20 protein-coding genes and 1 pseudogene are annotated in these 20,815 nt (G+C 65.8%); 16 read left to right on the forward strand and 5 right to left on the reverse strand.

The genetic code is table 11. From position 1 onward, the window contains the following. Positions 1–265 (reverse strand): annotated as a pseudogene (locus Q4E25_RS03260) (HNH endonuclease); the annotation flags it as partial. A gap of 213 nt (positions 266–478) precedes the next feature. Here Q4E25_RS03260 and Q4E25_RS03265 point away from each other — a divergent pair. Both Q4E25_RS03265 and Q4E25_RS03270 read left to right on the forward strand, forming a co-directional pair. Next, entirely contained in the window at positions 479–1,291 is an 813-nt protein-coding gene (locus Q4E25_RS03265; protein ID WP_303153998.1) for a metallophosphoesterase, read from the forward strand. After that, positions 1,285–1,959 (forward strand): 4'-phosphopantetheinyl transferase, encoded by a 675-nt coding sequence (locus tag Q4E25_RS03270; protein WP_303153999.1) that lies wholly within the window; start codon positions 1,285–1,287, stop codon positions 1,957–1,959. Before Q4E25_RS03265 ends, Q4E25_RS03270 begins: the two co-directional genes overlap by 7 nt. A 3-nt stretch (positions 1,960–1,962) precedes the next feature. Here the strand turns inward: Q4E25_RS03270 and truB are convergent, their stop codons facing one another. Next, the gene (gene truB, locus Q4E25_RS03275) at positions 1,963–2,856 is read right to left on the reverse strand and encodes a tRNA pseudouridine(55) synthase TruB (RefSeq protein ID WP_303154001.1); all 894 of its coding nucleotides are present in this window, start codon (positions 2,854–2,856) and stop codon (positions 1,963–1,965) included. Between the two features lie 37 nt (positions 2,857–2,893). Here truB and Q4E25_RS03280 point away from each other — a divergent pair, with 37 nt between their 5' ends. The 3 genes from Q4E25_RS03280 (at position 2,894) to Q4E25_RS03290 (ending at position 6,751) form a co-directional block, all read left to right on the forward strand. After that, a complete protein-coding gene (locus tag Q4E25_RS03280; protein WP_303154004.1) occupies positions 2,894–3,919 on the forward strand; it encodes a bifunctional riboflavin kinase/FAD synthetase in 1,026 nt (341 codons plus the stop codon). 132 nt (positions 3,920–4,051) lie between these two features. Continuing rightward, positions 4,052–4,321, forward strand: coding sequence for a 30S ribosomal protein S15 (gene rpsO / locus Q4E25_RS03285; protein ID WP_303154007.1), 270 nt, complete (start codon positions 4,052–4,054; stop codon positions 4,319–4,321). A gap of 156 nt (positions 4,322–4,477) precedes the next feature. Next, entirely contained in the window at positions 4,478–6,751 is a 2,274-nt protein-coding gene (locus tag Q4E25_RS03290; protein WP_303154009.1) for a polyribonucleotide nucleotidyltransferase, read from the forward strand. Here the strand turns inward: Q4E25_RS03290 and Q4E25_RS03295 are convergent. Further along, entirely contained in the window at positions 6,748–7,377 is a 630-nt protein-coding gene (locus Q4E25_RS03295; RefSeq protein WP_303154010.1) for a hypothetical protein, read from the reverse strand. The two genes, Q4E25_RS03290 and Q4E25_RS03295, sit on opposite strands and share 4 nt — an antisense overlap. 57 nt (positions 7,378–7,434) lie before the next feature. Here Q4E25_RS03295 and dapB point away from each other — a divergent pair, with 57 nt between their 5' ends. The 7 genes from dapB to Q4E25_RS03330 all read left to right on the forward strand — a co-directional run bounded on the left by dapB (position 7,435) and on the right by Q4E25_RS03330 (position 17,374). Continuing rightward, positions 7,435–8,181, forward strand: coding sequence for a 4-hydroxy-tetrahydrodipicolinate reductase (gene dapB / locus Q4E25_RS03300; RefSeq protein WP_303154013.1), 747 nt, complete (start codon positions 7,435–7,437; stop codon positions 8,179–8,181). After that, complete coding sequence (gene thyX, locus Q4E25_RS03305; protein WP_303154015.1) at positions 8,181–8,930, forward strand: FAD-dependent thymidylate synthase; 750 nt, start codon at positions 8,181–8,183, stop codon at positions 8,928–8,930. Before dapB ends, thyX begins: the two co-directional genes overlap by 1 nt. 61 nt (positions 8,931–8,991) lie before the next feature. Continuing rightward, entirely contained in the window at positions 8,992–9,900 is a 909-nt protein-coding gene (gene dapA / locus Q4E25_RS03310; RefSeq protein WP_303154017.1) for a 4-hydroxy-tetrahydrodipicolinate synthase, read from the forward strand. Positions 9,901–9,902: 2 nt separating this feature from the next. Continuing rightward, positions 9,903–12,008, forward strand: a complete 2,106-nt coding sequence (locus tag Q4E25_RS03315; RefSeq protein ID WP_303154021.1) for a ribonuclease J — start codon at positions 9,903–9,905, stop codon at positions 12,006–12,008. Positions 12,009–12,038: 30 nt separating this feature from the next. Then, the gene (locus tag Q4E25_RS03320; RefSeq protein WP_303154023.1) at positions 12,039–12,677 is read left to right on the forward strand and encodes a TIGR03085 family metal-binding protein; all 639 of its coding nucleotides are present in this window, start codon (positions 12,039–12,041) and stop codon (positions 12,675–12,677) included. A gap of 110 nt (positions 12,678–12,787) precedes the next feature. Further along, positions 12,788–16,027: a DNA translocase FtsK gene (locus Q4E25_RS03325; RefSeq protein WP_303154025.1), complete on the forward strand. Its 3,240-nt coding sequence runs from the start codon at positions 12,788–12,790 to the stop codon at positions 16,025–16,027. Between the two features lie 228 nt (positions 16,028–16,255). Beyond that, positions 16,256–17,374, forward strand: a complete 1,119-nt coding sequence (locus Q4E25_RS03330; RefSeq protein WP_303154028.1) for a TerC family protein — start codon at positions 16,256–16,258, stop codon at positions 17,372–17,374. A 23-nt stretch (positions 17,375–17,397) separates the two neighbouring features. On the opposite strand, the gene Q4E25_RS03335 is transcribed toward Q4E25_RS03330, so the two are convergent. Next, on the reverse strand, positions 17,398–17,688 hold the full coding sequence (locus tag Q4E25_RS03335; protein ID WP_303154030.1) for a YciI family protein: 291 nt from the start codon (positions 17,686–17,688) through the stop codon (positions 17,398–17,400). 80 nt (positions 17,689–17,768) lie between these two features. On the opposite strand from Q4E25_RS03335, the gene pgsA reads away from it, so the two are divergent. The 4 genes from pgsA (at position 17,769) to Q4E25_RS03355 (ending at position 20,190) form a co-directional block, all read left to right on the forward strand. Continuing rightward, positions 17,769–18,350, forward strand: coding sequence for a CDP-diacylglycerol--glycerol-3-phosphate 3-phosphatidyltransferase (gene pgsA / locus Q4E25_RS03340; protein ID WP_303154033.1), 582 nt, complete (start codon positions 17,769–17,771; stop codon positions 18,348–18,350). After that, positions 18,347–18,832 carry a nicotinamide-nucleotide amidohydrolase family protein gene (locus Q4E25_RS03345; protein ID WP_303154034.1) on the forward strand — a complete coding sequence of 162 codons (486 nt, stop codon included), beginning with the start codon at positions 18,347–18,349 and terminating at the stop codon, positions 18,830–18,832. Before pgsA ends, Q4E25_RS03345 begins: the two co-directional genes overlap by 4 nt. A 44-nt stretch (positions 18,833–18,876) precedes the next feature. Next, a complete protein-coding gene (locus tag Q4E25_RS03350) occupies positions 18,877–19,254 on the forward strand; it encodes a helix-turn-helix domain-containing protein (protein ID WP_303154036.1) in 378 nt (125 codons plus the stop codon). 81 nt (positions 19,255–19,335) lie between these two features. After that, positions 19,336–20,190 (forward strand): PspA/IM30 family protein, encoded by an 855-nt coding sequence (locus tag Q4E25_RS03355; RefSeq protein ID WP_303154038.1) that lies wholly within the window; start codon positions 19,336–19,338, stop codon positions 20,188–20,190. On the opposite strand, the gene Q4E25_RS03360 is transcribed toward Q4E25_RS03355, so the two are convergent. Continuing rightward, positions 20,191–20,805 carry an energy-coupling factor transporter transmembrane protein EcfT gene (locus Q4E25_RS03360; protein WP_303154039.1) on the reverse strand — a complete coding sequence of 205 codons (615 nt, stop codon included), beginning with the start codon at positions 20,803–20,805 and terminating at the stop codon, positions 20,191–20,193. It lies immediately after the preceding gene. Positions 20,806–20,815 lie beyond the last annotated feature (10 nt).

A 20,815-nucleotide genomic window follows, 5' to 3' on the forward strand; every position in this document is an offset into this window, starting at 1 on the left:
CAGCATCCTTGCCCTTGACCTTCTTGGCATAAGACTCAATCAACTTCAGGGTGGATAGGCTGTGGGTGGTGGCCTGGGCTTTGCGCTGCCGCCTGGTAAATTTGGTGGGCCCGAAATACACCTGGGCCAGACGGGCAAGCTCCTCGGCCTCACGCTTACTGCAGCCGGCCTCCTCCAACTGGGCGGCCGATAGCCCGGCTGCCCCCTGGATGATGGCCATGCCCGCGGCCTGCGCGGCGAGATAAGCCTCTAACTGTTCATTCATGACCCCGAGACTAAAAGCCAGCGTCAAGGAAAAATAGGAAGAATTTCTCCGAAAGCCTCGATCTGTGGATAACTCCGCCCGACGCGCCCGCCCAGGGCGCGTTATCCACAGGCCCGCCGGCCCGGGGTGGCGCGCGGGGCGAGCATCCGGTAGAGAACCGGGCTGCCGCGTGTGATAGAAGTTAAGGGATAAATTTCGCGGAAGGAGGACCCCATGGCCACGTTGTGGGCAGTCTCCGATCTGCACGCCGCCGTCCCCGCCAACGCGGAGCGGGTGGACACCCTGCGCCCGCCGGACCCGTCGGACTGGCTGATTGTGGCGGGGGACGTCGCCGAGCGAACCGAGCTGGTCATCTCCACCCTGGCCAAGCTGCGCAACCGCTATGCCAACGTCATCTGGGTCCCCGGCAACCACGAGCTGTTCAGCCGCTCCCAAGACCTGCACCGCGGCCGCGACAAGTACGAGGCTCTGGTACAGGGCTGCCGCGAAATCGGCGTGGTCACCCCGGAGGACCCGTACCCGGTCTTTGGCGGCGTGACCATCGTCCCGCTGTTCACCCTCTACGATTACAGCTTCCGCCCGCCGGGGTTGAGCGTCGATCAGGCGCTGGAACGGGCCAAGATGCGCCAGATCGTCATGACGGATGAGTTCGCCATTGCGCCCTTCGCCGATATCCGCGCCTGGTGCTGGGACCGCCTGGCCTATTCCATCAAAAGGCTCTCGCGCGTCGAGGGCCCCACGGTGCTCATCAACCACTGGCCGCTGGTCCAGGAGCCCACCCTGCGCATGCGCTGGCCGGAAATCGCGCTGTGGTGCGGTACCCGGCACACCCGCTCCTGGCCGCGGCGCTACAACGCCCAGGCGGTGATCTACGGTCACCTGCACATGCCTACGCTGACCAACGTCGATGGGGTGGACCACATCGAGGTCTCCCTGGGCTACCCGCGCGAGTGGGAGGCCCGCAGCCACCCCCAGACCTGGCCCTACCCTGTGCTGAGCACCCGGGGCGGTGAGCGCCCATGCTAGAGCCCGAGCTCTTTCCCGACGCCGCACGCTACTGCTACGTTCGCACCGACGATACCTTCAGCGACCTGCTCAACTACCGCCACCTGGACCCGCAGGAGCAGTCCATCGTCTCCCAGGCCGTCGACGTGCGCAAGGCCGAGTTCGGTGACGCCCGCTGGTGCGCCCACCAGGCGCTCAAGGAGCTCGACTACACCGGTAGCGAGCCCATTCTGCGCGGCGAGCGCGGCATGCCCCTGTGGCCCCAGGGCTACATCGGCTCGATGACGCATACCGAGGGCCTGCGCGCGGCGGTCGTCGCCCCGACCAGCCAGGTCCGTTCCATGGGCCTTGACGCCGAACCCGCTGAGCCGCTGCCAGATCACGTGCTCACGATGATCGCCCGGGCAGGAGAGATGGCCCAGCTAGACCGCCTGGCAGAGCTGGGGCTCAGCTGTCCTGACCGCCTGCTCTTTTGCGCCAAGGAGGCCACCTACAAGGCGTGGTTCCCCATGACGCGGCGCTGGTTGGACTTTGACCAGGCGGAGATCGACCTGCGCTCGGACGGCACCCTCATCTCCTACATCCTGGCCCGGCCCACTCCGGTGCCCTTTATCACGGGCCGGTGGATCGTCCGCGACGGCTACGTCATCGTCTCTACCGTGGTCCCGGCCCTGGACTTCGGGGGCTAAGAGCTACAGCGTCGACGGCCGCGCCACAAAGACCGTGGCCAGGCGCTTGCCTTTCTCCTTGACCAGCGCGATGGAGCGGCCCTGCGGGTCCACGGCGGCGTGGATGCCGCTCAGCCCGCGCGGCTCGAGCCACTTGCCCATGGCCAGCGCCTCGGCCTCCTTTTGGCTGACATGGAGCACCGGGTAGCTGCGCGCCAGCGCCTCGTCCAGGCTAAGGGAGAGCTCGGGTGAGGTTTCGAGGGAGGGAAGCGGGTGGGCGTCGTCAAGCGTGAAGGGCCCCACCTCCGTGCGGCGCAGCGCGGTGAGGTGCCCGCCCACCCCGAGGGCCTCGCCGAGGTCGCGGGCCAGGGAGCGGATGTAGGTGCCCGAGGAGCAGCGCACGGAGACGTCAAGATCCACGAACTCGCCCGCGCGGCGCTCGGCGAGGATGTCGAAGCGGCTTACCGTCACCGGGCGGGCGGGAATCTCCACCTGCTCGCCCTCGCGCACCCGCTGATGCGCGCGCTTGCCGTCGATCTTGATGGCCGAAACCGCCGCCGGGCGCTGCATAATCTCCCCGCTCAGGGCTGCTACCTCGCGGGCAATCGCCTGCGAATCGACCTCCGCGGCGCTGGCGCCCCAGGTGGGCTCGCCTTCGGCGTCGTCGGTGTGCGTGGCCTGGCCGAGCCGGATGGTGGCCTCGTAGGCCTTGGTGGAGGCCACCATGTGCGCCAAGAACTTGGTTCCGCGCTCGATGCCCACCACCAGCACGCCGGTGGCCATGGGGTCGAGGGTGCCGGCGTGGCCTACCTTGCGGGTGTGGAAGTAGCGGCGGAGCTTGCTCACGACGTCGTGGGAAGTCATGCCCTGGGGCTTGTCCACGACGACGAGTCCGGAGCGTGCGAGCGGATCAGTCATGCCCTGCAGTCTAAAGCACGCACCCAGGTGGGATAGCATGGTGCCCGTGGATATTTGGTACGGCATCGACAACGTTCCCGCGGATGTGGGCCCCACCGCGCTGACCATTGGCGTCTTCGACGGGCTGCACCGCGGGCACCAGCAGCTCATCACCCGAGCGGTGGACTTCGCCCGCTCGCACTCGGTGACCTCCGTGATGGTGACCTTCGATCCACACCCGGTCTCCGTCTTCCTGCCGGAGCGCGCCCCGCTGGCCGTGATCACGCTGGAACGCCGCCTGCAGCTGGCGGAGGAGATGGGCATCGACGCCGTCCTCGTCATCGACTTCACCCAGGAGCTGCGCGGGGTGGGCCCGCGCGCCTACGTGGAGGAACTGCTCGTGGCCACACTGCACGCGCGCCACGTGGTGGTGGGGGAGAACTTCACCTTCGGCGCGGGCGCTGCGGGCACGGCCGCCCAGCTGCGCGAGTTCGGCGTGCAAGAGGGCTTCAGCGTTGACGTGGTGCCTTTGCTTGACGACGCCGGCGAGCGCATCTGTTCCACCAACATCCGCGCCGCGCTGGCCGCCGGGGATATTCGCCGCGCCAACTGGGCGCTGGGCCGCCACTTCACGGTGACTGGGCCGGTGGTGCGCGGGGCGGGCCGGGGCGGAAAGGAGTTGGGATTTCCCACCGCCAACCAGTACTTCCCGGAGTCGGTGGCGATTCCCGCCGACGGCGTCTACGCCGGCTGGTTTGTCATCGAGTCCACCGGCGCGCCCGTGGAGGGCAACATGGAGCCAGGCGTGGCCTACGCGGCGGCGATCTCGGTGGGCACCAACCCCACCTTTGGCGACGAGGAGCGCTCGGTGGAGTCCTTTGTGCTGGACCGTGACGCTGACCTCTACGGCCACGAGGCTACGGTGATGTTCGTGGAGCACGTGCGCGACATGGTGAAGTTCAACTCGGTGGAGGAGCTGCTGGAGGCGATGGCGCGGGACGTGGCCACCGCCCGCGATCTGCTGGCTGCCGACGCCAAGACCCAGGGCTGGGACCCGGAGGAGTTCTACCTGCCCGCGCGCTAGTTTTGGGCGCAGGTGCAGGCGAGATGTATAGTGATTGCTTGGCTTGTTTACTGCGGTCCGCAGCAGTTGCAGGCGGCGCCCGGCTGGGGCGCGTTATTTCATGTGGACTGAAACACTATAGGAGTTTATTCCATGGCTTTGAGCACCGAGAAGAAGGCTGAGATCCTCAAGGAGTACGGCCTGCACGAGACCGACACTGGTTCCCCGGAGGCCCAGGTCGCTCTGCTGACTTCCCGCATCAACACCCTGACCGAGCACCTGAAGTCCCACAAGCACGATCACCACTCCCGTCGTGGTCTGCTGCTGATGGTTGGTCGCCGTCGTGGCCTGCTGAAGTACCTGGCTGAGAAGGACATCGATCGTTACCGCGATCTCATCGCTCGCCTGGGCCTGCGCCGCTAATTTCCTAGCCGCTCTTTCACAGGCTTTAAGCCCCGATACCTGCACGGTGTCGGGGCTTGTGGTGTTTTATCTGCTAAAATCGTTCAGCGTTGTCACGTTGATACAGACAGGCGGCACCGATGATCGCCAGTGAAACCTCCAAGGAGATTCCTTTACATGAGCGCCAAAAACGCTGTTGAATACCTTATCGATGAAGATTACGGCGTCACTGAAGCCATCGCCACCCTGGATAACGGGGATTTTGGCACCCGCACCATCCGCTTCGAAACCGGCCAGCTAGCCCGCCAGGCGGGTGGCTCCGTCACCACCTACCTGGATGATGACACCATGCTGCTGGCCACCACCACGGCATCCCGCCAACCGCGCGAGGGCTTTGACTTCTTCCCGCTGACGGTGGACGTCGAGGAGCGTATGTACGCCGCGGGCAAGATCCCCGGCTCCTTCTTCCGCCGCGAGGGCCGCCCCTCCACCGAGGCTATCCTGGCCTGCCGCCTCATCGACCGCCCGCTGCGCCCCACCTTTGTCAAGGGCCTGCGCAACGAGGTGCAGGTGGTCATCACCGTGCTCTCCATGGACCCGGAGGAGTACTACGATGTGGTGGCCATCAACGGCGCCTCCGCCGCCACCCAGCTCTCCGGCCTGCCGGTCTCCGGCCCCGTCGGCGGCGTGCGCATGGCGCTGATCGCCGATGACAAGCACCCCAAGGGCCAGTGGGTGGCCTTCCCCAACCACGAGCAGCACGAGCGCGCGCTGTTTGAAATGGTGGTGGCCGGCCGCATCGTGGAGCGCCGCAAGGGCCGCAACAAGGTCAAGGACGTCGCCATCATGATGGTGGAGGCCGGCGCGGGCACGGACGTCGTCGAGCGCATCAAGCAGGGCGCGCCGGCCCCGCAGGAGTCCACCGTGGCGGAGGGCCTCGAGGCCGCCAAGCCCTTCATCAAGACCCTGTGCGAGGCGCAGGCTGGCCTGGCCGAGCGCGCCGCCAAGGAGACCCAGGAGTTCCCGCTTTTCCCGCCGTACAGCGATGATGTCTTCGCCGCCGTGGAGAAGGCAGCTTCGAAGAAGCTGGAGAAGCTGCTGACCATCCCGGGCAAGCAGGAGCGCGATGACGCCACCAACGAGTACATGGAGCAGATCGAGGCCAAGCTACTCGATGATCTCGATATCGACGACGACGATAAGGACGAGCTCTCCGCCGCCTCCAAGGAGATCCGCAACGCCTACAACGCGGTGATGAAGGAGATTGTGCGCAAGAAGATCCTCACCGAGGGCTTCCGCATCGACGGCCGCGGGGTGACCGATATCCGCGATCTCGGCGTCGAGGTCGAGCTGGTTCCGCGCGCTCACGGCTCCTCGCTCTTCGAGCGCGGTGAGACCCAGATCCTGGGTGTGACCACCCTGGACATGCTCAAGATGGAGCAGCAGATCGACTCGCTGACCCCAGTGACCGGCAAGCGCTACATGCACCACTACAACTTCCCGCCGTATTCCACCGGCGAGACCGGCCGCGTGGGCTCCCCGAAGCGCCGCGAAATCGGCCACGGCGCGCTGGCTGAGCGCGCCCTGCTGCCGGTGATTCCTTCCCGCGAGGAGTTTCCCTACGCCATCCGCCAGGTCTCCGAGGCACTGGGCTCCAACGGCTCGACCTCCATGGGCTCCGTCTGCGCGTCCACGCTTTCGCTGTACAACGCCGGCGTGCCGCTCAAGGCCCCGGTGGCTGGCATCGCCATGGGCCTGGTCTCCGGCGAGGTTGACGGCAAGGAGAAGTTCGTCGCGCTGACCGATATCCTCGGCGCCGAGGATGCCTTCGGCGACATGGACTTCAAGGTGGCCGGCACCTCCGAGTTCATCACCGCGCTGCAGCTGGACACCAAGCTCGACGGCATCCCCTCCAAGGTGCTGGCCGACGCCCTCGCCCAGGCCCGCGACGCCCGCGCGGCCATCTTGGACACCATGGCTGAGGTCATCGAGGGCCCGGATGAGATGTCCGCCCTGGCCCCGAAGATAACCTCGGTGAAGATCCCGGTCAACAAGATCGGCGAGCTCATCGGCCCGAAGGGCAAGACCATCAACGCCATCACCGAGGAGACCGGCGCGGATGTCTCCATCGAGGAGGACGGCACCGTCTACATCTCCGCCGCGACCGGCGAGGCCGCCGACGCCGCCATCGAGCGCGTCAACGGCATCGCCAACCCGCAGCTGCCGAAGGTGGGCGAGCGCTTCCTCGGCACCGTGGTCAAGACGGTGGCCTTCGGCGCCTTCGTCTCGCTGACCCCGGGCCGCGACGGCCTGATCCACATCTCCAACCTCGGCGGTGACGAGCGCATCGAGAAGGTGGAGGACGTGGTCCACGTGGGCGACAAGATCCAGGTGGAGATCGCCGACATCGACAATCGCGGCAAGATCTCCCTGGTCCCCGTCGAGGACTAATTCGGCAGATCAACCACGAGGCGGGTGGGCTTTTCGAGCACACTCACCGCGTGGGGAGCCTTAGCGTGAAGCCCGATCACAAACTGTGATTGGGCTTCAAACGTTGAGGTGTAGACCACCCCGACCACGTTGCCCGCACCGGGGAAGGTTTGTGGCGTGATGAACGCTGCTTCTTTTTCCGGGGTCGAGGGCCAGGGGGTACCCTCCACGCCGAGCACCAGCGCGGTGCTGCCGGGGTAGTCCACGGGGTGGCCCGAGCCCTGTGCGGCGGGGGAGTCAGTGTACTGGGTGTAGAAGCCCGGCGTGCCCTGGCCGGTGAATTCGATGACCACGCGGTCGAAGCCCTCGTGGTGGCCCACGCGGACGTCGACAGGCACCAGGTCCGCTGGCTCGCCCACGTTAAGAGGCTGGTCCTGCATGCTGGCGGTGCCCAGCATGGCGGCCGGCTTCGCCTCGGAGCTCGGCGCTGTGTTCTGTGGGGGCGTCGTCTGCGTGGTCGCCGCGCTTGATTCCGTGTGCGGGTCGCTGGTGGGGGCCGTGGTCAGCGGCGCGGGGGAGGAGTTCTCGGTGGAGGCGCAGCCGCTTAAGAGCAGGACGGCCGCGGCGAGGGGGAGATATGAACGCATAGTTCCAGCCTATCGGTAGGCTTAATACTTTGAAGGCGAATGATTAAGGAGCAGTCAATGACATTCAAGGTAGGAGTGCTCGGCGCGCAGGGGCGCGTGGGACAGGCCATCGTGGAAGGCGTCAACGCCGCCGAAGACATGGAACTCGTGGCGGAGATCAGCCGCGGGGACTCCCTGCAGACTCTGGTGGACAACGGCGCTGAGATCATCGTGGACTTCACCCAGCCCAGTGCCGTGATGGATAACCTCGAGTTCTGCATCGGCCACGGCATCCACTGCGTGGTGGGCACCACCGGCTTCGATACCGAGCGCCTGGCCCAGGTGGAGGAGTGGACCAAGGCCGAGGGGGCAGGCAACGTGCTCATCGCCCCGAACTTTGCCATCTCCGCCGTGCTCACCATGGTTTTTGCCGCGCAGGCCGCCAAGTGCTTTGAGACCGCCGAGGTCATCGAATTCCACCACCCAACCAAGCTCGACGCCCCCTCCGGCACCGCGGTACACACCGCCCAAGGCATCGCCGCCGCCCGCAAGGAGGCAGGCCTCGGGGAGATGCCGGATGCCACCGAGCAGTCCCTCGACGGCGCGCGCGGCGCCAACGTCGACGGCGTGCCGGTCCACGCGGTGCGCACCCGCGGCATGGTGGCCCACGAGGAGGTCATCTTTGGCGCTGAGGGCCAGTCGCTGACCATCCGCCAGGATTCCTATGACCGTTCTTCCTTCACCCCCGGCGTGCTGGTGGGCGTGCGTCAGATTGCGGATCACCCCGGCCTGACCGTGGGCTTGGAAAGTTTCCTGGGGCTCTAATGGCACGACCAAGCGATTTGGACGTCCAGCTCATTGCTTCCACCGCCTTCCACGCGCCCAGCGGGGTGGACTGGCAGGCGGATGAGGCGGCGTCGGACGGCGAGGCACTCGTCGAGTTCGCGGGGCGGGCCTGCTACGAGTCCTTCGACAAACCGAACCCGCGCACAGCCAGCAACCAGGCCTACCTGCGCCACATCATCGAAGTGGGCCACGACGCCCTGCTCGAGCACGCCACGGCCACCCTCTACATCCGGGGGCTGTCGCGCTCGGCCAGCCACGAGCTGGTGCGCCACCGCCACTTTTCCTTCTCGCAGCTCTCGCAGCGCTACGTGCACCCGGAGGAGACCCACGTGGTGCTGCCTGCGCTCATCGCGCAGGACGAGCAGCTCACCCGCTTGACCATGCAGGCCGTCGACGAGACCCGCTTTGTGTACAACGAGTTGCTCAGCGCTTTGGAGTCCAAGCTGGAGGATGAGCCTAACGCCCTGCTGCGTAAGAAGCAGGCCCGGCAGGCCGCCCGCGCGGTGCTGCCCAACTTGACGGAGACGCGCATCGTGGTCACCGGCAACTACCGCGCCTGGCGCCACTTCATCGGCGCGCGGGCCACGGAGCACGCGGACACCGAGATGCGCGAGCTGGCGGTGGCCTGCCTGGAGCTGCTGCGCGAGCAGTCGCCGGTTCTCTTCGACGATTTCCACATCACCACCCTGGAGGATGGCACCCGGATGGCCTCGAGCCCCTACGCCTAAGCCAAGCGCCACGCGGCCCCGATGCGCGGTTTTGCCCCAACAGCGGGTAACCTTGACGGCTATGAGCACAGGTATGACAGCACAGACAGGTGTCGACACCTTCGGGCGCATCGGCGTTGCCATGGTCACTCCCTTTGACCGTGAAGGCGCGCTGGACGTTGCGGTTGGTCGCCGTCTGGCGGCTCATTTGGTGGACAATGGTGTCGACTCACTCATCCTGGGAGGAACCACGGGTGAATCGCCCACGACCTCCCTGGAGGAGAAGCTCGAACTCTTGACCGCCGTGAAGGAAGAAGTAGGGGACCGCGCCAAGATCTGCGCGGGTGCGGGCACCAACAACACCGCCTCAACCATCGAGATGACTCAGGCCAGCGCCCAGGCGGGCGCGGACAGCCTCCTCGTGGTGACCCCGTACTACTCCAAGCCCTCCCAGGACGGTGTCTACGCACACTTCAAGGCTGTCGCCGAAGCGGTAGATCTGCCGATCTGCCTCTACGATATCCCTGGCCGCTCGGGCATTCCGATTGCGACGGAGACCATCCGCCGCCTTGCGGAGCTGCCGAACATCACGGCCGTCAAGGACGCCAAGGGCGATCTGGGCGCGGCCGCAGAACTTATCCAGGACACCGGCCTGGCGTGGTATTCCGGTGATGATCCCCTCAACCTGCCGTGGCTCAGCCTCGGCGCCTCCGGGTTCATCTCCGTGGTTGGCCACGCCGCGCCGCGCGCCCTGGCTGATCTCTACGTCGCCTTCGACGAAGGCGATCTTGCCCGCGCAAGGGAGATCAACGCACGAACTTTGACCCCGCTGATCCAGGCGCAGGCGCGTCTGGGTGGGGCAACACTAGCTAAAGCTGCTCTGCGTCTGCAGGGCATTGACGTTGGAGATCCTCGCCTGCCAGTAACCGCGGCCACCGCGGAGCAGGTGGAGGAACTCCGCCACGATATGGAAAAGGCTGGAGTCCTTTAAGAATGACTGAACCTCGTAACCGTTCCCGCAAGGTGACCCGCAAGGCGGGCCCGCCCGCGGAGACTGAGACCGCCTCGGTGGAGGCGGCTTCGCCGGTTTTCCAGGCGCCGACCCAGTCTGCGTCCACCGGTGAGAATGAATCCCGCTCCTCCAATGGCGGCGGCGACGCGAAGAATGACGCCGGCTCGAATGAGGGCGGCAACCAGCGCCGCGGCCGTTCCCGCGGCTCCCGCGGCGGCCGTGGCCGTGGCTCCCGCGGCGGGCACAACAACGGCGGCAATAACGGCAATAACAACGGCAATAACGGCCGTAACCGCAACAACAACCGCGGCCGCCGCAACGTGCCGAAGTCCATGCAGGGCGCGGATCTGACCAAGCGCCTGCCGGAACCCCCGAAGCAGCCGAAGGATGCCCTGCGCATCTACGCCCTCGGCGGCATCTCGGAGATCGGCCGCAACATGACGGTCTTCGAATACCAGGATGACTTGCTCATCATCGACTGCGGCGTGCTCTTCCCCTCCTCGGGCGAGCCCGGCGTGGATCTGATCCTCCCGGACTTTGGGCCGATTGAGAAGAAGATTCACAAGGTCAAGGCGCTCGTGGTCACCCACGCCCACGAGGACCACATCGGCGCGATTCCGTGGCTGCTCAAGCTGCGCCCGGACATCCCGATCGTCGCTTCGCGCTTTACCATCGCGCTCATCGCGGCCAAGTGCAAGGAGCACCGCCAGAAGCCGAAGTTCGTTGAGGTCAACGAGAAGTCCGATGTGAACTACGGCCCGTTCCGCGTCCGCTTCTGGGCGGTCAACCACTCCGTGCCGGACGCTCTGGGCATCATGCTGGGTACCCCGGCGGGCAACATCATCCACACTGGCGACATCAAGTTGGACCAGACCCCGCTGGATAACCGCCCCACTGATCTGCCGGCGCTGTCGCGCTACGGCGACGAGGGCGTGGACCTCATGCTCTGCGATTCCACCAACGCCAACATCCCGGGCGTCTCCGCCTCTGAGGGTGATATCCCGGCCACCTTCCGCCGCCTGGTGTCCAACGCGAAGCAGCGCGTCATCATCGCCTCCTTCGCCTCGAACGTCTACCGCGTGCAGGCGGCTATCGACGCCGCCGTGGCCGCCGGCCGCAAGGTGGCCTTCAACGGCCGCTCCATGATGCGCAACATGGAGATCGCGGAAAAGATGGGCTTCCTCAAGGTCCCGCGCGGCACCATCGTGCCCATCGATGAGGCCGCAAAGATGGCTCCGCACAAGGTCGTTCTCATCACCACCGGTACCCAGGGCGAGCCGATGGCGGCGCTGTCGCGCATGGCCCGCCGCGAGCACCGCCAGATCACCGTGCGCGATGGCGATCTCATCGTCTTCTCTTCCTCGCTCATCCCGGGCAACGAGGAGGCCGTCTTTGGCGTCATTAACATGCTGGCGCAGATCGGCGCCGAGGTGGTCACCAACAAGGAGGCCAAGGTTCACGCCTCCGGCCACGGCTACGGCGGCGAGCTGCTCTTCCTCTACAACGCTGCCCGCCCGCGCAACGCCATGCCGGTGCACGGCGAGTGGCGCCACCTGCGCGCCAACAAGGAGCTGGCCATCTCCACCGGCGTGGACCGCGACCGTGTGGTGCTGGCACAGAACGGCGTCGTGGTGGATCTGCGCAACGGCCGCGCGGAGGTCGTCGGCCAGATGCCGGTGGGTAACCTCTACGTCGACGGCGTCTCCATGGGTGATGTGGACGCCGATACCCTGGCGGACCGCACCAACCTCGGTGCCGGCGGCGTGGTGTCCATCACCTGCGTGATTGATAACCGCACCTCCCGCCTGTTGGAGCACCCGACGGTGGCCACCACCGGCTTTGCCGATGATGACCGCGGCGTGGTGCCCGAGGTGGCCAAGCTGGTGGAAAACACCATGAACGATCTCGCCGCTGAGGGTGAGAATGATACCTACCGCATGGTGCAGAAGCTGCGCCGTAAGGTGGCCAAGCTCATGGATTCCAAGTACAAGCGTGAGCCGGTCATCCTGCCGACCATCGTTCCCACCAACTCCGGCCCGCTGGTTGTGGACGATGACGAAGTCGAGGCTGCCCGCGAGTCGCTCTAACCCGCCGTAGCGTTCCTGCACCCCAGTTGTATGCTGGGGTGCATGTCGTTTTCTTCTGCTGAACGCGCACGCCTTGTTGCGCTTTTCCACGAACTAGGGCCGGATGCCCCCACGCTGTGTGAGGGCTGGACCACCCGCGATCTTGCCGCCCACCTCTGGGTGCGGGAAAACCGCCCCGACGCCGCGGGCGGCATGTTTATTTCCAAGCTGGCCCCGCGCCTGGAGGCCGCGACCGAGCAGGCGCTGCGCCGCGACTATGACGAGCTGGTGGACGCGTGGGGGAGGGGAGCGTCCAAGGCCAACCCCATGCGCTACCTCGACTCCGTGATTAACAAGGCCGAGCACTTTGTCCACCTCGAGGACGTGCGCCGCGCCAACGGCCAGGAGGAGGAGCGCGAGCTCTCCCGGGCCGCGCAGGAGGAGCTCTTCAAGGCGTTGAAGCTGGCCGCCCCGCGCTTCTTTGCCAAGTCCACCCAGCCGGTGGTGCTCTACCCGGAGGGCTTCGAGCGCATTGTCACCGCGGACAAGAACGGGGTGGCCGATAAGGGCGGCGCCGTCGTACGCGTGCACGGCTCGGCCCCGGAGCTGCTGCTCTGGGCTTTCGGCCGCGACGCCGCCCACGTGGAGATCGTGGGCGATGCAAACGCCGTCGTTAGGTCAAGCGTCTAGCCTGGATTGAGCGGCTCAACGGCGAGAAACCTGCGTGTGTGCGGAAAAATCGCCAACGAAACGCGTGTGGCGGATGTGAATAATGTGGTTATGCCACTAGAGTAGCCACTATGTCTGTCAAGAATGCTCCGTCTCGCGGCGGCCGGTCCTCCGCGCGCACCGCGCACCGATCGCGCCCCTCCGGCCGCTCCACGCCCGCCCGGGCGAGCTCGTCCGTTACCCGCGCTGCCGAGACCTCCACGGAGAGGACCGGCAGCGCATTTCGTGCTGTTGGCCGCGGGCTGGGTACCATGTTCGACGCCACCGCGCGGGGAGTCGGCAGCGTTACCCGCGGGGTGGCTGGGCTGAGGCCGAGCACTGACAATGAGGTAGATAACAACGACGATCTCTACGCCGACGACAATGTAAGGGAGCCAGGGGCAATTTCTGCACGAGGCGAATCAACCAAGAAGAAGAGCAAGGTAACCCGCGCTAAGGACGTCGAGCCCGCAGCGGAGCCAAAGCCCACTATCTCCAACCCGGATGCCGTGGCCCTGGTGCTCATCGGCATCGCCATCATCCTGGCCTGCGCTGTGTGGTTCCAGGTGGCCGGCATCATCGGCGTGTACCTCACCAACGCCGTACGCTATGTCATCGGCGCTGGCGCCTATGTGCTGCCCGTCGCGCTGGTGGCGGTGGCCATCGCGCTCATGATGGACGTCACCGGGCCTTCGGGCAAGTTCCAGCCGCGCGTGGTGGGCGGCACCGCGCTCATCATCGTGTGCATGCTGGGGCTTATCCACATCTTTGCCGGCGAGCCCGCGCTGACCTGGCAGAACAACGCCGCCGGTGAGGCGGGTGGGGCTATCGGCTTTGCAGTGGGCACCCTGCTCGTGGCCGCTTTCTCCGCCTACGTGGCCGTGCCGCTGCTTTTTCTGCTCATCGTCTACGGCGCGCTCAACGTAACCGGCATTACGTTGCGCCAGGCCTATGACTTCATCGCCGGTGAGGTGGATAACCTCATGGCCGGGCTGCGCGAGCGCAAGGCAGGGGATGTGGATAGCGGCGCCGCCCTTGACGACGACTACGGTCACGTCAGCGACAACATCGACGCCATCGCGGAGGGCACCCCGCGCCCGAAGCGTTCGCCGCGTCCGCGTCGCACGCCGGCATCCCGTCCGCGCCGCCTGCCCACCCCGATGGAGAACTACCCGGCCGACGGCGAGGCCACCGTCTCCTTCGACTCCTCCACAGCCAAGGCTTCTGCGTCCGCGCCAACTCCGGAGCCGACACCCGAGCCCGAGGCCTTGCTTGACGACGCCGGCCAGCCCACCACCGAGCTGACCACCCCGGTCCAGCACGGCCGCCCTGCCCAGAGCGCGGAACCAGCCCGCGAGCTCGACGACACCGACGAGTTCCCCGTCGTGCCGGAGGAGGCACCTGCGCCCAAGCGCCAGCCGCGCCGCTCCACCCGGGGAACCGCGGTGGGCGGCGCCGCCGGTGCGGCCCTCGGCGCTGCCGCGGCGGGCATGACTGCGGGGGCGGCCCAAGCGGCGTCGGCAAGCGCAGCAGCCCCGGCCAAGCAGGCCGTAGACGCTGCCGGTGACGTGGTCTCCGCGGCCCACGCCGAGGCCGTGCGGCTCTTCCAGCAGCGCTCCGGGCGCGACGCCACCACCGGCAAGGTCATCGACGAAGCCCCAACGGCGCCCGCGGCGGAGAATTCCGCCGAACCCGCCGCGCTGGATACCGTGGCCGGCGGTGGCTACGACGTGCCCACCACCGACCTGCTCACCCCGGGCAAGCCTGCCAAGGGGCACACCGAGACCAACGACCGCATCATCGAGGCCATCACCGAGGTCTTTGCCGAGTTCAAGGTCGACGCCCAGGTCACCGGCTTTAGCCGTGGCCCGACAGTCACCCGCTACGAGATCGAGCTGGGCCCAGGCGTGAAGGTCTCCAAGATCACCAACCTGCAGTCCAACCTGGCCTACGCCGTGGCGACGGATAACCTGCGCCTGCTCACCCCGATCCCGGGCAAGTCTGCCGTGGGCATCGAGGTGCCCAACGCCGACCGCGAGATGGTGCGCCTGCGCGACGTGCTCGACGCCCCGGCACTGGTACAGGACGCGGACCCGATGCTCATCGGGCTGGGCAAGGACATCGAGGGCGACTTCACCTGCTATTCGCTCCAGAAGATGCCGCACCTGCTGGTGGCCGGCGCCACCGGCTCCGGTAAGTCTGCGTTTGTCAACTCGATGCTGGTCTCGCTGCTCACCCGCGCCACCCCGGAGGAGGTGCGCCTCATCCTGGTGGATCCCAAGATGGTGGAGCTGACCCCCTACGAGGGCATCCCGCACCTCATTACCCCGATCATCACGCAGCCGAAGAAGGCAGCGGCCGCCCTGCAATGGCTGGTCGAGGAGATGGAGCAGCGCTACGCCGACATGCGCTCGGCCCGCGTGCGCAAGATCGAGGACTACAACCGCAAGGTGCGTTCCGGGGAGTACCAGGCCCCGGCCGGCTCCCAGCGCGAGGTGCGCCCGTACCCGTACATCGTCTGTGTGGTTGACGAGCTGGCGGACCTCATGATGACCGCACCGAAGGAGATTGAGGACTCCATCGTGCGCATCACACAAAAGGCCCGCGCGGCCGGCATCCACCTGGTGCTGGCCACCCAGCGCCCGTCCGTGGACGTGGTCACGGGCCTGATCAAGACCAACGTGCCCTCGCGTCTGGCCTTTGCCACCTCCTCGCTCACGGACTCGCGCGTCATCCTGGACCAGGGTGGCGCGGAGAAGCTCATCGGCATGGGCGACGCCCTCTTCATCCCCGCCGGCGGGCGCCCGGTGCGCATGCAGGGTGCCTTCGTCACCGACGAGGAGATCCAGGCCGTCGTCGAGGCCGCCAAGGCCCAGGCCTCGCCGAACTACACCGAGGGCGTGACCGACGATAAGACCTCGGATGCCAAGAAGGAGATCGACGAGGAGATCGGCAAGGACATGGATGATCTCCTCGAGGCCGTCGAGCTGGTGGTTACCTCCCAGCTCGGCTCGACCTCCATGCTGCAGCGCAAGCTGCGCATCGGCTTTGCCAAGGCCGGCCGACTCATGGATCTGATGGAATCCCGCGGCGTGGTGGGCCCCTCGGAGGGCTCCAAGGCCCGCGAGGTACTGGTCAAGCCGGAGGAGCTGGACACCATCATCTGGATGATCAAGGGCGCGGACCCCGCCGAGGCGCCGAAGGAAATCCAGGAGGGCATGGAAGGCTCGGAAGACTCGTCGGCTATCGGGGAAGCTGACGGGGAGGGGATCGCCGGCGAGGAGACCAAGGTGATCGACGCCACCTACAACCCATCGTCTGGCGCGTTCTAGGCCGGCCTGCCCCGTCGCCCGGGGCCGGGCTTTGTTGTGTATGATGAACGGGTCTAGGAGGGGAGTACCCCATTACACGGCGCTGATCGTCAGCACGGAAGCCCGGCAGTGGCAGAGTAAGTCGCAGCCAGGATCCCGGTCGCGTCGGCCCGCCCCGGCAGTTGCGTCGGCGCGGGTGGGGGAGACCTCCGGTCCCTTGTGCAACTTCGACCGGAGGATAATTTCACTATGCATGTGCCTCTCTGGATCTGGGCCATCACCATCGTGGTGGTTCTTGGGTTCTTCATCTTTGACTTTTACTCTCACGTCCGCTCCCCGCACGAGCCCTCCATCAAGGAATCAGCCGGCTGGACGCTGTTCTACATGGGCCTCGCCGTGGTCTTCGGCGGCATCGTCTGGGTGCTGTGGGATCACGAGCATGCCGCACAGTTCTACACCGGCTGGGTGACGGAGCTCGCGCTGAGCGTGGATAACCTCTTTGTCTTCTCGCTCATCATGGGCTCGTTTAAGATCCCGCGCCGCTACCAGCAGAAGGTGCTGCTCATCGGCATCGTGCTGGCGCTGGTCTTCCGCCTCATCTTCATCATGCTGGGCGCGGCCATCATCGCGGCGTGGTCCGACGTGTTCTATCTCTTTGCCATCTTCCTGCTCTACACCGCGGTTAAGCTCATCGTCGACGAGGCCCGCGGCGCGGAGGAGACAGACCCCAACGACATGCTAGTGGTTAAGTGGCTGCGCAAGGTCATTCACGTCACCCCGCGTTACCACGGCGATAAGCTCACGCACCGCGAGGAGACCGGCCCCAAGGCTGGCAAGCTGGCGCTCACCCCGCTGTTTGTGGCGCTGGCGGCCATTGGGCTTATCGACGTCATGTTTGCCTTCGACTCCATCCCGGCCATCTACGGCATCACGGCGGAGCCCTTCCTGGTGTTTAGCACTAACGCTTTTGCCCTGATGGGTCTGCGCCAGATGTTCTTCCTGCTTGACGGCCTGCTCGACCGCATTGTTTACCTGCCCTACGGCCTGGGCATCATCCTCTTCTTCATCGGCGTGAAGCTGCTCTTCCACGCCCTGCATGAGAACAACCTGCCGTTCATCAACGGCGGCGAGGACATCACCGGCGTGCCGGAGATCTCCACTATTGGCTCACTGCTGGTCATCGTCGGCGTGCTCGTGGTCACGGTGCTGCTCTCCCTGCTGCGGGATAAGCGCGATAGGGCCCAGGGCGGTATCTCCGTGAGCCACAACCACTACGATTGGGATGACTTTGGCAACAAGATCGTCCGCGACAAGAAGGGCGAGTACCTAGGCAAGGCCGCGGAGCTACCCAAGTCCCAACTCCCATAAAAAGGGACTGCTCGCTAGCAGTCTTAGAAGGAGTTGATGACCGGATTCCACTCGCGGAAGGAGCGCGCGGTGACTGCGCCTGCGGTGTAGAAGGGATCCTGGTCCATGATCTCGATGACGCGGGAGACAGCGGTGTCCTCGTCATCGAATTGGAGGACGATGAGCGCGCCTCCCTTGGAATCAGTCAAGGGGCCAGATCCGAGGATCTGGCCTTTGTCCTTGAGCCCGCCGATGAACTCGCGGTGCGCGGGGCGCGCCTTGGCGATGACCGGGTTCTCGGGCTTGTAGTCATAAGTCACTGCGAAGTATTTCATGGGCCCATCCTAGGCGCCCGGCCGCGGGCGGAGGGGGAGTTTCCTGCATTTCAGGGGAGGGAACCGGTAGTATGTGACAGGTGAATGACTCTCAGGCTCCGGATCAGCGTACCTCCTCCCAGACCCCGCCGCGGGCGGTGTCGAACTGGAATCTGCCGAATGTCCTGACCAGTCTGCGCATCCTCTTCATCCCCGTCTTCGTATGGCTGGTGCTGGCCCAGCACGAGTGGTGGGCCTTCGGCTGCTTCGTGGCGTTGATGATCACCGATAAGCTCGACGGGGACATCGCCCGTGCACGCGGCTTGATCACCGACTTTGGCAAGATTGCCGATCCGATCGCCGATAAGGCCCTCATGACGGCCGCCTTCATCAGCCTCAACATCATTGGCGCGCTGCCGGTGTGGATCACCGTGGTCATCCTGGTCCGAGAGTTTGGCATCACCCTGTGGCGCATGCTGCTGCTGCGTCAGGGCAAGGTGGTTCCGGCCTCCAAGGGCGGCAAGGCCAAGACCGCCCTACAGACGCTGGCCGTGGCGCTCTACCTGTGCCCGCTGCCGAGCTGGATGGACATCCCCTCCTTCATCGTGATGTTGGCGGCCGTGGTGCTCACTGTGGTCACCGGCGTGCAGTACCTCATCGACGGCAAGAAGCAGAACCAGTGAGCTCGCGTCAAGAACCCCAACAGGTCTTTGAGGCGCTGCGCGAGCGCGGCGAAACCCTCGCCTTCTGTGAGTCACTCACCGCCGGCCTGGCCGCGGCGACGATGGCCAGCGTTCCTGGTGTCTCGACAGTCTTGCGCGGCGGCCTGGTCACCTACGCCACCGAGGTCAAGGCGCATTTTCTCCACTCCTCGGTGGACAAGCTCGAAGCCCAGGGGGTGGTCTCCGTAGCTACGGCTGCGATGATGGCCCAGGCCGCGGCTCGCGAGACCCAGGCCGACTGGGGGATAGGGCTGACCGGGGTGGCCGGCCCGGACGTGCAGGAGGCAAAACCCGCGGGCACGGTGTGCATCGGCATCGTGGGCCCAGGCGTCAGCGCTCGCGGCGAGCTCTACCACCTGCCGGCCGGTTCCCGGCAGCAGGTGCGTGAGGAGGCCGTCGCCGCGGCCTTGAGCCTGCTGCTATCAACTTTGGAAAATTTTTGAGTGTTCCGGGAACAATAGCGGGTGCTGGGCCGTTGAACCCAGTGATGAACACTTCAGTAGCACTTCTTGACAAGCCGTTGGCGCCGCGGGCAACTGGGGCGCCGTCGGGTGCGGGGACGTCGACAAGCCGGCGCGCACCGGAGCCACTGTTGCGTGAAGCCCTCGGCATTACCCTGCGCGCCTTCCGCGCCGATAAGGGCGTGACCCTGCGCGAGCTCGCCGGTGTCGCCCGCGTATCCCCGGGCTACCTCTCCGAGCTGGAGCGCGGACGCAAGGAGGTTTCCTCCGAGCTTCTTGCCTCCGTGTGCCACGCACTCGACGTCAGCGTCTCAGACGTCCTCATTGAGGCCGCCGGTTACATGGCGCTGCCGTCGATGGATGAGGAACTCGCCTCCACCGCCCCGGCCGCGTCTGAGCTCTAGCGAACCCCGGCGTTGCGGCGGGGCTTCGCTACTATGAACCCGTAGAGAAATCACACGAAACCACATGAGGAAGGCCCTGATATGGCGAATCCATTCGTAAAGGCATGGAAGTACCTGATGGCACTCTTCGATTCTAAGATCGAAGAGAACGCTGATCCGAAGGTCCAGATCGAGCAGGCTATCGAGGAAGCACAGCGCCAGCACCAAGAGCTTTCCCAGCAGGCGGCAGCGGTCATTGGTAACCAGCGCCAGCTGGAGATGCAGCTCAACCGTCGCCTGAGCGAGATTGAGAAGCTGCAGCAGAACACCCGCAACGCCATCAACTTGGCGGATAAGGCTCGCGCGGAGGGCAACGAGCAGAAGGCCGTGGAGTACGAGAACGCCGCTGAGGCCTTCGCCGCACAGCTGGTCACTGCAGAGCAGTCCGTGGAGGACACCAAGAAGCTGCACGATCAGGCCCTGCAGCAGGCAGAGCAGGCTAAGAAGGCCGTCGAGCGCAACAGCATGGCCCTGCGCGAGAAGGTCAACGAGCGTTCCAAGCTGCTCTCCCAGCTGGAGCAGGCCAAGATGCAGGAGAAGGTCTCGGAGTCCCTCAACTCCATGAACCAGCTCACCGCCAATAACTCCACGCCCTCGCTGGACGCTGTGCGCGACAAGATTGAGCGCCGCTACTCCAAGGCCCTGGGCCAGGCGGAGCTGGCGGAAAACTCGGTGTCCAACCGCATGCACGAGATCGAGCAGGCCGGCGTGCAGCTGGCCGGCCACTCCCGCCTGGAGCAGATTCGCGCTGAGATGAACTCCCCGAAGGCCGTGGAAGGCAAGTCCCAGCAGGCCATCGGTGGCGCTCAGGGCTCCGGCTCTGCCGCTGACCAGGCTGCGCAGCCCGCGGCTGACGACGCCGTCCAGGCCCGCCTGCGTGAACTGCGCGGCGAGTAATTAGTCTCCGACTCCCCGCGCTTGCAGGGCCTCTCCCATGGCCCGCGCGCGGCGGATAGCACGGATGATAACGGGCGTGCCGAGCGCTGTGAGTGAGAAACCGGCGCCGCGCGCCTTGCGGGCATCCATCACCTCGGTGACGGTGCCCAGCATGAGGGGGAGCAACCGGATGGTCAGTGACATGGCCAGGGTGATGTTTTCTACCGGAACCCCGAGGCGGCGCAAGGGGGACAGGACCCGCTCAAAGGAGTCCATCATTTCTGCGACCTGCGTGGTCAGCGTGAGAAGTACCGCCGCCATGACGGCCGCGTAGACGGTGAGAAAAAGCACCACGGCGCTGCGCAAATCGTTCTGCCACCACTGGAAGGCGGCGAGCAGAATAAGCAGGAACAGCGGCGGGTAAAGCTGCCCCCACGCCACCGCAAGCGGGATGCGCGCCACCACAAAGAGCACGGCCACGCCAAAAACACAGACCCCAGCCCACAGCGGGGAGTCCACCCACACCGTGGTGCCCACGATGAACGCGATGAGCGCGAGAAACTTCACAGCCGCCGGCAGGCGGTGGATCGGGGTATCGGCTTCCACGTAGAAGCCCAGCGGAATGTTGTGTGGCATGGGGCTATCT

This window comes from Corynebacterium sp. (assembly GCF_030532325.1).
GTDB lineage: Bacteria > Actinomycetota > Actinomycetes > Mycobacteriales > Mycobacteriaceae > Corynebacterium.

Bases quoted from the DNA above. Each gene is read 5' to 3' on its own strand.
- Q4E25_RS03330 (WP_303154028.1), top strand. From the start codon at position 16,256: ATGCATGTGCCTCTCTGGATCTGGGCCATCACCATCGTGGTGGTTCTT.
- truB (WP_303154001.1), bottom strand. From the start codon at position 2,856: ATGACTGATCCGCTCGCACGCTCCGGACTCGTCGTCGTGGACAAGCCC.
- Q4E25_RS03335 (WP_303154030.1), bottom strand. From the start codon at position 17,688: ATGAAATACTTCGCAGTGACTTATGACTACAAGCCCGAGAACCCGGTC.
- Q4E25_RS03265 (WP_303153998.1), top strand. From the start codon at position 479: ATGGCCACGTTGTGGGCAGTCTCCGATCTGCACGCCGCCGTCCCCGCC.
- Q4E25_RS03290 (WP_303154009.1), top strand. From the start codon at position 4,478: ATGAGCGCCAAAAACGCTGTTGAATACCTTATCGATGAAGATTACGGC.
- Q4E25_RS03270 (WP_303153999.1), top strand. From the start codon at position 1,285: ATGCTAGAGCCCGAGCTCTTTCCCGACGCCGCACGCTACTGCTACGTT.
- dapA (WP_303154017.1), top strand. From the start codon at position 8,992: ATGAGCACAGGTATGACAGCACAGACAGGTGTCGACACCTTCGGGCGC.
- Q4E25_RS03360 (WP_303154039.1), bottom strand. From the start codon at position 20,805: ATGCCACACAACATTCCGCTGGGCTTCTACGTGGAAGCCGATACCCCG.
- Q4E25_RS03320 (WP_303154023.1), top strand. From the start codon at position 12,039: ATGCTGGGGTGCATGTCGTTTTCTTCTGCTGAACGCGCACGCCTTGTT.
- Q4E25_RS03315 (WP_303154021.1), top strand. From the start codon at position 9,903: ATGACTGAACCTCGTAACCGTTCCCGCAAGGTGACCCGCAAGGCGGGC.
- Q4E25_RS03355 (WP_303154038.1), top strand. From the start codon at position 19,336: ATGGCGAATCCATTCGTAAAGGCATGGAAGTACCTGATGGCACTCTTC.
- thyX (WP_303154015.1), top strand. From the start codon at position 8,181: ATGGCACGACCAAGCGATTTGGACGTCCAGCTCATTGCTTCCACCGCC.
- dapB (WP_303154013.1), top strand. From the start codon at position 7,435: ATGACATTCAAGGTAGGAGTGCTCGGCGCGCAGGGGCGCGTGGGACAG.
- rpsO (WP_303154007.1), top strand. From the start codon at position 4,052: ATGGCTTTGAGCACCGAGAAGAAGGCTGAGATCCTCAAGGAGTACGGC.
- Q4E25_RS03280 (WP_303154004.1), top strand. From the start codon at position 2,894: ATGGTGCCCGTGGATATTTGGTACGGCATCGACAACGTTCCCGCGGAT.
- Q4E25_RS03350 (WP_303154036.1), top strand. From the start codon at position 18,877: ATGAACACTTCAGTAGCACTTCTTGACAAGCCGTTGGCGCCGCGGGCA.
- Q4E25_RS03295 (WP_303154010.1), bottom strand. From the start codon at position 7,377: ATGCGTTCATATCTCCCCCTCGCCGCGGCCGTCCTGCTCTTAAGCGGC.
- Q4E25_RS03325 (WP_303154025.1), top strand. From the start codon at position 12,788: ATGTCTGTCAAGAATGCTCCGTCTCGCGGCGGCCGGTCCTCCGCGCGC.